Here is a 13367-nt window from a genome sequence, read left to right on the forward strand (position 1 = left end):
GCCCGGTTCACCTTTTTCCCGGCAAATTGAACTCCACCTCAAAATGCATTTCGATTGACATAGCGGGGACAAAGAGGAGATTCCTTATTCATGAGATTGTATTTAGAACTATGTCCTTTACACGTTCAGTGTTTATCGTGTTTAGTATTATCCTTCAGATACCGTGTTCTCCCAAATGGATAGAAAGGTTTTGGACTTGAGAATTTACCGTAGGGTGGTCCTTTATAAAAGGACAGACTCTCCCCAAGCAGGCGGATTCCTCTCTCTAACAGATTCCTTAATAGAGAGGGTTTCTACCTAGCGTGAGAACCCCTGCTATTCGCCACTGTATGTATTCTCCCTCTTCTATGTGTGAGATCCCTTTTTGGTCATCCTTCTTTTTTTACTTGAAAAGTCTTCCTTTTTCGTGAGGGATTTTACATGTTTACCCTCGTGAAAAAGAATCTCTCACTAATATTATTTACCGCCAAAACCTGGGGAAATTCTACCTTGTTCGAAGATGTTCACAAAGTTGTCGCAAAGTGTTCGTGTTTATTGCTGATAAATCATTTTTTACAAATATGTATAGGGAGTACTTATAATTCAGTGGGTGTCTCTTTATGACTAAGATCAAATCACTAAAAAAACACAAAAACAAGGAACTCTTAAACTAAGTTCCTTGTTTAAACTTGGGGTAATATTGCAAAGGTATCATGCAAAGAAGAAATCTAATCCTTCCGTTTTGGAGCTAGTATCCTAAAACGAATATTCATTTGAAATGACAAATCCTGCTAGTCTATCGAAAATCTCATCCGAACGATGCTTAGGATAATCCAACAATTTATGATCCTTTATGAAGGTGTTAGCTTCTTCATTCCATAAAATTAAAGGATGTTCTAGTCTGTATTCAAATAATAATTTAGGATACTTTATAAAGTTGTTCCTTGTTATTGAGACGGAATAGCATAAAAATAAATCTTCTAATAAACGGTCTGGTGAATAATCGTAAATAACTACGTTGTCTCCCCATTTTTCTTTAAAGTATTTTTCTAGTTGTTTTTCATCTAATTCATTGATTAATTCGTGACTTTCAACATTTGTGACCAGGTTAATATAAGCAAAGTTCTCACTCGCTTTAGAAGGGAGTTCTAGAACTCCTAAGTATTTGATTGTTGAGTGCCGGCTTAATCTTTTTACGTGATAAATGAAGCTGTTTAATCTGCTTTGAATCCCTTCAGGTTCAGTCAAGGTAACTCTTAGTCTAAATGATATTAGGATTCTATTATCAACAAAGTTAGTTAAGAGTAGCCTTTTCAAGTTTAGTAAACTTCCATTTAAATCCTGTTCAAATCCTAGCTCTTTAAGAGAACGTATGCCATGGTAGTCATAGACAAAAACTGTAGAGCCACAACTAACTAATTTAGTTTGCATTGGCATAATTGCTACCTCCCTCAAGCCATGTAATTAAAACATTTTTTGACACTTTGATTCGTTTGCCTATATTTATTACGTGAAAACTTCTGGAATGAACCAGTTCATATGCTTGCTTTCTTCCAATACCAAGTAATTCTTGGACGTCTGATACGTTTAGTATGTCTGGATAATCATTAAAGTTCTTGTACATAATCAATTAGCTCCTTCGCACTTTCTAAATAGTATTGTTCATATTTGGTCTCGCCGGTATAGGGTGAGTGATAGGTTTCTCCGTGTGTTAAGGTTGGCTTGCCTTGATCAAGATGATCGTAAAATTCTGCTGGGTTCTTTATTTCAAGAGTGATTGGTTTTTTTAGACCATGTGAATGAAAATATCTTTTGTGGCCGTTGAGCCTTGGATCAGTAATCCCTTTATTTAAATAGAAAGCAATCTTTTCATTTTCAGAAGCATTAGAGGTAGTAGTTGCTTTGCCTATCCAGCCATACTGCCACAGTTCTTGTAAGACTTCTAATGAGACTTCTGTAAGGTTACAGACAAGGTGATAATGAATGGCTCCTTGACGATTCTTATCATGGAATTCTGTAACACCTAGATACTTAAATGTTGGTAGGTTGTTCATTTTTAAATAGTAAGCAAGGCGTTTTTTAAAATCTGCCAATATTTTATTGCAATTCTTGATGTCAGCAACATCTATTTCTTTGGTTGGCTTAAATGTAAGGGTTACAAAAGCATACCGATCAGTAAAGTTGCACTCTAGTAGTCTCCTAATTTGCTTGCGGGCACGATTAATACTTTGCTTGATATTCACTTCATGGTTTTCGCTACTTTGATTTATTGAAGGTTTGCGCCCTCCGAGAGAAGTTCTTCTGCCTGTGGGGGGGAGATAGGACTGATGAGTGACTTCTACATGTTTATTGCTAATGATAGCTTTTGTATACTGTGATGTGTTCATATATCCTCCTATTGTTAGATTTAGACTTTTCGTCAAATTAATCACTATTTATCAAGTTATATTAATTTAGTATCGTATATGAACTGCAATACACCGGTGTATTTTTAATGCTTTGTTCATGCTCTTATTGTACTTCTAGAATACCTTTAAGGTACACCTCTCACTATTCCGATGAGCACTGGTTTAATAACGCTTAAAGTAGTATGGATAGCAAATTCTCGTTCACATATTTAAATAATCGCGATTTTGGCTAATATCTTTAAAATACTAAAAAATAGATGACTTAGAATTAGATATATTTTTTGTTAAAGTGAATTTGGATGAGGAAATAGTTTTAATGGAAATTAAGAGATACATAGATGTGTCTATACTTAGAGAGGTAATAAAATGTGTGAATGGCGATGGAAGAGTTTTATAGTACGTAATAAAAAGAATGGATATAGGTATCAAATAAGCTATTCAGATACTACAGAATTTACAACACCTGTTAGTAGAACTGTTAGAGGCGCATGAATAATTCATGCGCCGACTCTATTAAACGTACCAATACATATTGCATATCATAATTTTTTATTTTTGTTCACTAATTAATTTTTTATAGGCAGCTATTGCTACCTTTATATGTATTTCTTCTGGTTCAGAGGTAAATAGATATTTTTGAAAAAATGAACCAACTACATATATAGGTTTTAATACCTTGTTTATTACCTGATTCTTTATCATGTAAACTTCATATCCAAGAATAAAGGATAATAGAAAGTTAATAGTTATGTTGTCATTAAAAAAAGTAAATATCGTTTGGAATAAAATGATGAAAACTAATAAATTTGTTCCACAACTTGAGTGCACTCTGGAGTATTTTGCTACATTTAAGATCGAAAGGTTATTGGATGTTTCATATGCGTTATCAACCATATGTTCTGCTCCATGGTATTTTCCCAATTCCGTGAACTTAATGAAGAGGGAATACAGCAATAAAAAACCTAACAAAAAAATACATGATAGTAATAGAAAATATTATAGGTGAAAGTGGTTTCTGTTAGTTTCGAACTTTTTACATGTGGGTCGATAAAATAAAGTATTAAATTTATTACGTATAAAGAAAAAAGAATAACAGGTAACTTCCAAGAAACAGAAAGATTTCCTCCTATAAGACTCCAAAATCCCCTAATAAAAGGTATATCTATAATGATTGAACTCATCTTATTAATTCTAGAATCCTTAAAGGAGCTCGCCTTTACATCTATTTCTCCATTTTTATTTTTGGTGGCAACTACCTTACTCTTATCACTAAAGTACATTACTGAATTTAGGCCAGCCCTACCACCTCTTACATTGGATTTTGAAACCATTGCTAATTCTCTCCCCTGTCCGTCCAAATTTATTTACACCTAGTTAATATTAGACAGCATGAATTTATAACTCAAGGTCTGCTGTGCTCGAGCCACTTGTTGGGTTCGTAAATTTCTTATGACTATTCTTTCAAATACTTACTTTTAAATGAAAATAAATCGAATCCTAAAGAGACAGATTTGTTAACTGTAAGTGTATCTTTTAGTAGTGGGAAAACAGGAAATGGTATATCGCCTCTGTACATATCAAAAGCCTTTACTGTAATCCGTGACTCACCTAAATCGAACATTTCTGTTATTTCTTGATGGTGATGGTAAAGATATTCCAAACGGGATTGAAATTGTAGACAATTAATTTCAATGAAAGTTGGACCGAATTCAGCTAGTGTCCCTTCAGAAAAATCTGTATAAATCATCGTGTTCGATTTTTCATGTTGATCGTAAGGGTCAGGGAGATCTATTCCTACTCTTACTAAGGAATTATAGAATGATAGCTTGTTTAACAATGTTTCACCAGTATCTAAGGGAGTTGGATGTAAATGTTGAGGGAAAATAAATTGCCTTTTTTGTGACCATAGTTCATTAAAGAAATCAATGCCAAATGAATTCCAATCAATTTTTGAATTAGTGAAATCTATTCTATTTAGCAATTCGTTTTCAACTCGATCTGGCAAAGAGAGTTCTAAACCTAAGAAATCTAGCAATTTTTCTATATCCTCAAGACTCATTTCTCTTATTCCATTTTCGTAATTTGATATAGTATTTTGAGACAGATTTAGATGGTTAGCTATTTCAGCTTGAGTATAGCCCAACTCTATTCTTCTTTGTTTTAATTTAGCCATTAGTTTTGAAACTATCATTGGAATCACCTCAGATTTATTATAAGATATACTATTTTTTGAAGGTATTCACAATTTGTGAATTTGCAGAAAATTAATATCTCATAATGTGATGTTAGTTTAAATATTCTCAACTCTTCTTTAGCATATTGAACAGTCCGGTGGGAACGCATTAGGATATAAGATAAATTAATCATTGCATGGTGGTCTCAATTATCACGCAAAGAATTTGCGAGAGGAGAACTGGTGAATTTAAACATTGATGTTTGTTTATAAGACTAATTATTTATCAGGAGGGGATAACGACTAGCAAAACTATTTTGACTATTATAAACTTTGCTGTGGAGTAATGGTTATTACAATAAGGTGAACACTACTCCATCTTCATTTTTGTTCTACCGTCAGCAGTCCACACATGTGGAGAATGTTGCTGTACTTACATTAAAATAATCACTTAAAGGACCTCTATCCTAAGGGATAGAGGTCTTTCTGTATTCCAATCCCCATACTGATTATAATATCAAATGGTAATTACAGTAAAAATAATTATTGACAGATTAATTTGAATATTATATAAATAGCGTATAGAGATTATTAAATTTTGTACCATATGGCCGGAGACGAAGAGAAGCCATAGTCAGAAAACATGGATTTCATGTTTCTATTTGACTATGGCTTCTTTTTTCTGCTCATGGGTGATGGGGAAAGCATGAGAGGGGAGAATTTTTATGAGTTTTGAGCAGTTGGATTCACCTAAATTAAAGCGCTTTCAAAGAAAGATCACCATGCTGTCAGCAGCAGGAACATTTCTCGATGGTTTTGATTTAACGGTTATTGCCGTTGCCATGCCGTTGATTTTGAGTCAGTGGGGATTTGGACCAGGTGTGCAGGCAATGATTACTTCTTCAGCCGTTATTGGATCACTAATTGGAGCACTTTGGCTTGGGAACTTAACCGATAAGTTTGGCCGAAAAGCAATGTATGTTGTGGACTTATTAGCTTTTGTTATATTTGCCGCATTGACGGCCTTCGCGCAGGCTCCTTGGCAGCTCATTTTATTTCGCTTCTTATTAGGAATTGGAATTGGAGCTGATTATCCAATTTCAGCAACTCTTGTGTCTGAGTTCAGTCCGACAAAAGAACGTGGAAAGTACAGTACATTCTTAGGTGCGATGTGGTTTGTTGGAGCTGTTACTGCTTATATCGTGGGAATTGTGCTGTTACCACTTGGCGACAGCGCTTGGAGATACATGCTTTTAATTGGAGCCGTATTTGCTTTAATCGTGTTCTTCTTTAGGGTCACACTGCCAGAATCACCTCGATGGTTAGCATCGAGAGGTCGTGAAAAAGAAGCAGAAGAAATTATGCTAAAGATTACAGGTCAAAAAGTTATCATCCCACCAAGTACGAAACCGAAACAAAAAATAGGGGATCTCTTCTCTAAATCATTTTTCCGTCGTACGTTCTTTGTGTGTGGATTCTGGTTCTGTTATGCCGTAGCGTATTATGGAATTTCTATGTATACACCCACTATATTGAAACCGTTTACAAACGGATCGCAATTGTTAGTCTATTTAGGGTCTGGAACAGTAAGTGTTTTGGGGCTTTTAGGAGCAATTATTGGGCTAAACCTTGTTGAACGAATTGGCAGGAGACCTCTGATTATTACGTCATTTACAGGTTTATCGCTCGCCCTGATCGTTTTAGCGCTTAACCCAGCTCCAAGCTTTCAGTTCTTAGTGATTCTGTTTAGTCTGGCTGTTTTATTCGCTAATATGGGCGGAGGAATTTTGAACTTTGTTTACCCTACTGAATTATTCCCGACCGGAATTCGTGCAAGTGCTTCAGGGTTAGCGACCGGTGTTAGCCGAATTGGTTCCATCATGGGAATACTCGTTTTCCCGAATTTAGTTGCGACATGGGGGAATAGCAAGGCACTATGGTTCTTTGCTGGGATTAGTTTAATAGGATTGATTATTTCTGGAATCCTTGCTCCTGAAACAAAAGGTAAAAATTTGGAGGAGCTAAACGCTGATTTACCACTAAATACGAGTGATAACAAAAATACGTTAGGAGTGTAAGGATGGAAACGTGGCTTAGTCTTTGGTCGATTGGTCAGTTCGGTACCATAAAAGAATTTAATGAAATTAAAGCTGGCGGATTTGATGGAGTTGAAATTTGGGCAGAGCAGCTGAAATCAAAAGAATACTTGGAGTATGCTCATCAATCCGATTTAAAAGTCGGCGTTCATTTACCATTTCATGATTTGAATCTCGCTACTCCTGATCATGCTGTAGCAGAAAGAAGTATTCATGTGTTAAGCGAGTGGCTTGAAACAATGGCAAAATACGGGGCGAAGCATGCGACATTTCATGGTGGATATGCATGGTCATCTGAGGAACGTGATGAATCCATATTGAGAGCCGGCGAGAAAATTTCAAGTCTTAAGAAAGTAGCGGATGAGAATGGGATGGAGCTGCTACTGGAAAATTTAATTCCTGACAGACTAAATTATTGTCACCATATCGCGTCCAACACAGAGGAGTGGCTTCATTTAGTGAAGTCTTTAAATATCAAAGCATGCTTAGATATTGGCCATCTGGCGATGATGAAAACGAGCTGGGAGGAAGCAATTACGAGATTAGGAGATTCGTTAGGAGCAGTGCATCTATCTGATAACGACGCAAAATCGGATCTTCACTTGCTTCCTGGCGAAGGGAACGACTTATCAAGAGGATTATTCGAGTATTTACAAAGTAAGAGCTACAGTGGACCTGTCGTTTATGAAATTAACCCGTATAAATACTCCTTAACAGATATTATTGCTCATGTGTCAAAGGTAAAGGAGAAAGCATAGAAATACCGCAACAAAAAAATAGCATACAGTCGGGTAGAGAATAAGAGAAACCCCAGCTAATAAACACCTTATAAAAGGTTTTTTAGCTGGGGATTTTTTTATTTATGACACGTATGAAGAACATATCGGAGGTAACGAGATGGTGAAAGGTTTTATTTTTGACTTGGATGGAACGATTTATTTAGACAATTATCTGATTGACGGGGCAATGGAGGCCATCAATTATTTACGTCAGGAGGGTCATAGAATTGTTTTCTTTACCAATAAATCGATATCCACTCGTGAAGAGTATCTTGCAAAATTAACAAAGCTTGGGATTAAGACAAAACTAGATGAAATTATAAACTCAAACTATATTACAGCAAATTATTTAAAGCAGAATATGATTAGCACAGATTCTGTGTATGTAATTGGAGAAGCGGCATTGTTTGAAGAACTGAAGCTCGCAAATATTAAACTAGCTGAGGATCCAGCTGTGGCGACCTATGTCGTGCTAGGATGGGATCGGCAGTTCACCTATGAAAAGCTAAATAATGCGTACAAAGCCTGGGCAAAAAATGGGGCAATCATTTTAGCCACAAATCCCGATCGTACATGTCCTACAGCAGATGGTCAGCTTCCTGATTGCGCAGCGATGATTGGTGCACTTGAAGGAGCTACTGGTCAGCCCATCGATCATATTATGGGCAAACCGTCAAAGCTCGCTGCTGATTTTGTAGTAAAAGATATTTTGCAACTAGAGCCTGAGCACTGCTTTATGGTCGGAGATCGTCTAGAGACAGATATCAAAATGGGCTATGAAAATAAGCTGCAAACGGTACTGGTGCTAACAGGAATTACGACAATTGACATGGTGAAGGGCTCATCTTATAAGCCTGATTTTATATTGGAAAGTATTAAGGATATGACGGATATAAAGGAGATTACGAAGACGTTTTAGTCCTCATTCTAGATAGAGAAATGGAGGGGATAAAAATGATTGATGTTATGAAAGCTTTTGATATGGAAATGCTGGTGAAGCTTACCGTATCTGCTGTGTTAGGTTTAGCAATTGGATTAGAGCGGGAGTTAAAGAGGAAGCCGCTGGGATTGAAAACATGCCTCGTCATTTCCATTGTTAGCTGCTTGTTGACCATTGTTTCCATACAATCTGCCTATCTGTTTCCAGATTCTGATTTTGTTAAAATTCAAATGGACCCCTTACGATTAGCGGCTCAAATTGTATCTGGTGTTGGGTTTTTAGGGGCAGGGGTTATTCTTCGAAAAGATGATGATACAATATCAGGATTAACTACCGCTGCGATGGTTTGGGGTGCCGCTGGGATTGGAATTGCGACAGGGGCAGGATTCTATATAGAAGCGATTGCGGGAGTCGTGTTATTAATTATTAGCGTTGAGCTAATTCCAGGTTTGGTTAAGGTGGTTGGGTTAAAGAAGTTTCACTCAAAGGAGCTTGCCCTAAAATTCATATTGAAAAATAGAGTAGATATTCCAAAAGTAATAAGCGAACTAAAGGAATATCAAATGAAGATTGATCATTTTCAAATAAAAGAATTAGGGGATTCAACGTATTCGCTTCAGCTAAAGGTGAGGGTAAGCTATCGCGAAGATATTTATGACTTTTATAATAGCATTGCAAAAATAGAAGAAATTTATCATCCAGAGATTAGTGGCTAAGGGCCGTAATAATTCTAGATGAATAAAGAAAGGGAAGCGATATTGGTCGCTTCCCCTTTTTACTGTAATCTATTTAATTGTTCTTTTTCTCTTCTTTTTCTAGATCATGGTCATCTTTCATTAACGTTTTCATATCAATTTTTAGCATGCGATCTGTTGGGTATTTACCCGTATAACGGTACTTGTTTGCGCCAGACTCAAAAGAGACGTACAGATTCTTCTTTACTAAGACCGCTCCTTCTTTCATAGGAATGGCAACAAGACTTTCTACTGGCTTGGCTGTTTCGCCATCTAAAAACCATAGCGGTACCTGTTTTTCACCTATTTTTACGTACTGATGTGGCTCTTCTTTTAGCGGGTCATTATAACGATATAAAACACTATCATTTGCACGGCCATAAGAGGTTACTAATGAAATTCCTTTCTTTTGAACAATTGCTCCTTGCACTTTTCCTGTTGTCGATAAAACATAATCAGGAGTGGCAGGCTGATTAGAGTTTTTGTTCCATTGTTCGGTCGAAAGCATATCCGTGTTGCTTTTAATTTTATATCCTACCATCCAAGCATACTGCATTTCACCACCTCGATTAACGAAGTGATGAGTTGGATCTGTAGGGTAACTGCTTGGTTCGTAGAATTCTCCTACCCACAGAATGCCATAATCATCGTCGTACACATCGTAAGCTGCTTCAACAGGAACAGGAATTTGGTTCGTAAACGTAACTTCGTCATTGTTTTCAGCCTGAACAATGTCATTAATATCTAATGTGAAAAGGTAGTTTTCTGAAGAAACCCAGACATGTTCTTTGCTTACAGCCACACCACCTGCGTGGCCTCTGTATGGGGTACCGTCTGGATTGTACAATTCAACCGATTTAATTAATTTTTCGGTCGTTTCATCAATGACACATAGCGTTCCAGGTCTGCCGTCATTCAAATAATTAATGGTAAACAACCAGTTCTTCTTCTTATAATAACCAAGTCCTTGAGGCACTAAATCTTGCGCTAGTCCTGGTATGACTGGACCATCACTGCTAATGTTCCAAAGTGACTGGTAGTTTGGATTTTTATCGTTTGGAGATCGTTCTACCTGTGTAATAAGCTGATGACCAGGTTTCACTGTATAAACAGGCGATTTTTCTGATTCATTTCCCGAATAGTCAACAGCTGTCATTTGGAGATCATAATCGACATTGCCAGTGAGTAGGGAAAGGGTGAATTCTTGTTTTGATGCGGGTACAGAAAATTCAAGTTTATCGTCTCGGTATATGTTATATCGGTAAAGATCAGACTCTGCATTTTGATCCCATGTTAATGAAATCTCACCGTTTCCGGCAGTTGCCTTGATGTTACTAGGGGTTTGGGGTGCTACATCATCTGTTTTTGATCTAGGCGGAGCCTGCTCGAGATAAATCCAACCAGGTGTAGGTGTTTGATTACCAGAAATAATTTGCATAGTGCGACTACCATCTTGTGGATGACGGAAGGTAATTGATTTATTGGCAATAACGTTTTCACCCTTATAAATGGCTTTAACAATCTCTTTCCCATTCTGATCTGTAAGGGATACGGTCTGTTGTCCGCTATTGACTAATCCACTAATATTTTCGAGGCGTTGTATACGATCTTCGGTAAGATGTTTGCTTTTATAAGAAGAAAAGTAAAATTGGTTAAACCCTTCTAATGAAAGAGGCTGAACTTCTTGTCTCTGCGTCCAAAAAATCATCGTATCCCACGGAGCTATTTTGGCAGGTTGCTCAATTATTTTGTTCCAGCTACTAGATTTGAGGTGATACCCTTGAAGATCGACCTCTTTGTCACTGTTATTGTAAATTTCCACGTATTCATAGGCATCATAGCTAGAATAGTTATCGGTGTCCGGAATAACTTCTGTAATTAATAGCTGAGGCACCGTATTTTCAACGGCTATTGACTTGGAAACAGGAAATAGTACACTATTTCCTACTACTAAAAGGAGTACAACCAAATAAATTCCCCATCTGTACGACTTACTTAATCCCATTTGCTTCCCATCCCTTCCTTTTCATCAATCAGAGTATCTTATCAGCCTTTTTCTACAATTGAAGTTAGAGATTATTATGTAATCACGTGAAAAAACCCTGCGATCTTCAAATATACTACGTGTGTCGTAATATACTTAAAGATCACAGGGTTCTCCATATCTCTACCCAACGATCGGTAATGATAAAATATCTGATTATTTAGATAATAACACAAAATACATAAAATAACAACGTCAAATGTCAAAATTCCAAAGGGAAGGATCACCTGACGAAATCGCCAAAGCGCCTGCCTCTAATCCCTGAAGAATATCATTTTTCGTACTAATTAAGCCACCCGCAATAATCGGTAGGTTAATTTGTCTCGTAAGCTGATCAATAATACTTGGCATTAAACCAGGTAAGATCTCAATCGCGTCTGGACTATACGTTTTACACATTTCAATCCCTTTTTGAAGGGCAGCACGGTCAATGAGGAAAATACGCTGAATGGTCATTAGCTTTTCCTCTTTGGCAAATTTAATAAGGCTGTTCTTTGTTGTAATGATTCCTGTTGGCCGCCAAATTTGAGCGATATACTTGATAGCACTTCTTGTATTAGAAAGACCTTCAATAAAATCAATATGAATAAAAATATGTTTTTTTGCTCGTTTAAGTCGTTCGAGGTAATCTTGCATGTTTAATAGATTCCCTGTCAGAAGAAAAACCGTATCACAATTGCTTGCGATTGCTTTTTCAATATCAGCTTCACTTTTGACCGATGCAATAACCTGTGACTGAACAAGATCGACAATATTCAAAGATAACAGCCCCTTGGTTTTTACTAGAAAATAAAATAGTAGTCTACGTAATTAAAATTAGTCTATGTAATTATTCGCTATAAAATGTTCTCTTTCCTTTGAAAAAGAAGAAGAGGGGGCATTTTGTTAATAAAAACCCTCTACGTTTGTTTCAACATAGAGGGTTTACGCTAGCTTTTATTATTTAGAAGAAACCGTCTCAAATTCAGAAACCTGTTCCTGCTGTTGATCTTCAATATACTTCTTACAAATCTTATAGCATTCTTCCACATGAGATCTTCCTAGAAGCTTCATGGCTCCAAAGCTAATTCCTGCAGCGGCGGCTTGTCCGATAATAGGGACAAACTTAACAGAAGCTTTTGTGGCTACTTTAACGCCCACTTTTTTGAGAAGCTGTACGACCAATTCTTTCGTAATTAATTTTCCAGCTAGTTCTGCACCAAGTGAGCTAATAATCATCATTAGAATGCGCTTTGTTTCGGTATCAAGTTCGTCAATTTGCTCGCTTGATAACCCAAACTTTTTATTAATTTTACTCGTTAGCTCCATCATAATCCCCACATCTGCACCTACATCAAGACCTGGAACGGGAATAACCGCGACTAGACCTGAGGCTGATGCTCGCTTGTTTACAAGCTTCGTACATTCTTTTTTTATTTGATCCAATTCTTCTATAGTAGTTGGTATCATTGTTAAAGCCTTCTTTCTGAATGGATATGTTCTAATATAGCATATTTTGGAGGAAAGAATCCTTGAGTTTGACCTCTAAAATCATGCCTAACGTGATCCATAAAAAATAAGGACCAGTCATCTGATCCTTACTTTTTAGTTGCTAAGTCTATTTAATTAACTCATTTAAAAAGAATTAAACGTCTAATCCAAAGTCTGTTGCAATACGGCCCAATCCACCTTGATAGCCAGCTCCTACAGCTGAGAACTTCCATTCGCCGTTGTGACGGTATAGGTCACCGACGATGATCGCTGTTTCAATGGAGAAATCTTCACCTAGGTCATAGCGAATAACTTCTTCGTTTGTCGCTTCGTTTACAATTCGGCAAAAAGCATTGGATACTTGACCAAAGTTTTGAGAGCGCTCATTTGCATGATGAATGGTAATAACGAACGAAATTTTTTCAACGCTTGCTGGCACGTTTGCCAAGTCTACTTTAATTTGCTCGTCGTCTCCGTCACCTTCACCAGTTCGATTATCTCCAGTGTGAACAACAGAACCATTTCCACCTTCAAGCTGGTTATAGAACACAAAGTCTCGTTCAGAAGCACATCTTCCCGTAGAGTCTAAAAGGAACACGCTGGCATCTAAATCAAAATCTCCTCCGCCATCGTATTTGTTTGTATCCCAGCCAAGTCCTACTAGAACTTTGGTAAGACCAGGGTTTGTTTTTGTTAAATCGACTTTTTGACCTTTTGACAATGATAATGCCATAATGATGGCCT

The 13367-nt window shown here is 36.9% G+C and carries 14 protein-coding genes; 4 read left to right on the forward strand and 10 right to left on the reverse strand.

What is annotated here, in order from left to right:
* Nucleotides 1–735: 735 nt before the first annotated feature.
* The 6 genes from IE339_RS01660 to IE339_RS01680 form a co-directional block, all read right to left on the reverse strand.
* Nucleotides 736–1416 carry a hypothetical protein gene (locus IE339_RS01660; protein ID WP_242172991.1) on the reverse strand — a complete coding sequence of 227 codons (681 nt, stop codon included), beginning with the start codon at nt 1414–1416 and terminating at the stop codon, nt 736–738.
* Nucleotides 1400–1603 (reverse strand): helix-turn-helix domain-containing protein, encoded by a 204-nt coding sequence (locus tag IE339_RS01665; protein ID WP_242172993.1) that lies wholly within the window; start codon nt 1601–1603, stop codon nt 1400–1402. Before IE339_RS01665 ends, IE339_RS01660 begins: the two co-directional genes overlap by 17 nt.
* Complete coding sequence (locus IE339_RS01670) at nt 1587–2366, reverse strand: rolling circle replication-associated protein (protein WP_242172995.1); 780 nt, start codon at nt 2364–2366, stop codon at nt 1587–1589. Before IE339_RS01670 ends, IE339_RS01665 begins: the two co-directional genes overlap by 17 nt.
* Nucleotides 2367–2936: 570 nt before the next feature.
* Nucleotides 2937–3356, reverse strand: a complete 420-nt coding sequence (locus IE339_RS24775) for a DUF1385 domain-containing protein (RefSeq protein ID WP_431522778.1) — start codon at nt 3354–3356, stop codon at nt 2937–2939.
* Nucleotides 3350–3745, reverse strand: coding sequence for a DUF1385 domain-containing protein (locus IE339_RS01675; protein WP_242172997.1), 396 nt, complete (start codon nt 3743–3745; stop codon nt 3350–3352). Before IE339_RS01675 ends, IE339_RS24775 begins: the two co-directional genes overlap by 7 nt.
* A gap of 95 nt (nt 3746–3840) precedes the next feature.
* Nucleotides 3841–4578 (reverse strand): helix-turn-helix domain-containing protein, encoded by a 738-nt coding sequence (locus tag IE339_RS01680; RefSeq protein WP_242172999.1) that lies wholly within the window; start codon nt 4576–4578, stop codon nt 3841–3843.
* A gap of 707 nt (nt 4579–5285) precedes the next feature.
* Between IE339_RS01680 and IE339_RS01685 the strand changes: the two genes are divergently transcribed.
* From IE339_RS01685 to IE339_RS01700, 4 genes are all read left to right on the forward strand, one after another.
* Nucleotides 5286–6638, forward strand: a complete 1353-nt coding sequence (locus IE339_RS01685) for an MFS transporter (protein WP_242173001.1) — start codon at nt 5286–5288, stop codon at nt 6636–6638.
* A 2-nt stretch (nt 6639–6640) separates the two neighbouring features.
* Nucleotides 6641–7414 (forward strand): sugar phosphate isomerase/epimerase family protein, encoded by a 774-nt coding sequence (locus IE339_RS01690; RefSeq protein ID WP_242173004.1) that lies wholly within the window; start codon nt 6641–6643, stop codon nt 7412–7414.
* Nucleotides 7415–7553: 139 nt separating this feature from the next.
* Nucleotides 7554–8354, forward strand: coding sequence for an HAD-IIA family hydrolase (locus IE339_RS01695; RefSeq protein ID WP_242173007.1), 801 nt, complete (start codon nt 7554–7556; stop codon nt 8352–8354).
* Nucleotides 8355–8401: 47 nt separating this feature from the next.
* Nucleotides 8402–9091 (forward strand): MgtC/SapB family protein, encoded by a 690-nt coding sequence (locus tag IE339_RS01700; protein ID WP_242176078.1) that lies wholly within the window; start codon nt 8402–8404, stop codon nt 9089–9091.
* Between the two features lie 73 nt (nt 9092–9164).
* On the opposite strand, the gene IE339_RS01705 is transcribed toward IE339_RS01700, so the two are convergent.
* The 4 genes from IE339_RS01705 to IE339_RS01720 form a co-directional block, all read right to left on the reverse strand.
* Nucleotides 9165–11114, reverse strand: coding sequence for a lamin tail domain-containing protein (locus IE339_RS01705; RefSeq protein ID WP_242173009.1), 1950 nt, complete (start codon nt 11112–11114; stop codon nt 9165–9167).
* A 234-nt stretch (nt 11115–11348) separates the two neighbouring features.
* Nucleotides 11349–11912, reverse strand: coding sequence for a glycerol-3-phosphate responsive antiterminator (locus tag IE339_RS01710; RefSeq protein WP_242173012.1), 564 nt, complete (start codon nt 11910–11912; stop codon nt 11349–11351).
* 180 nt (nt 11913–12092) lie between these two features.
* Nucleotides 12093–12602: a YcjF family protein gene (locus tag IE339_RS01715; RefSeq protein WP_242173015.1), complete on the reverse strand. Its 510-nt coding sequence runs from the start codon at nt 12600–12602 to the stop codon at nt 12093–12095.
* 175 nt (nt 12603–12777) lie between these two features.
* The gene (locus tag IE339_RS01720; protein WP_242173018.1) at nt 12778–13356 is read right to left on the reverse strand and encodes a TerD family protein; all 579 of its coding nucleotides are present in this window, start codon (nt 13354–13356) and stop codon (nt 12778–12780) included.
* Between the last annotated feature and the right edge of the window lie 11 nt (nt 13357–13367).

It is taken from the genome of Priestia koreensis, from assembly GCF_022646885.1.
GTDB lineage: Bacteria > Bacillota > Bacilli > Bacillales > Bacillaceae_H > Bacillus_AG > Bacillus_AG koreensis_A.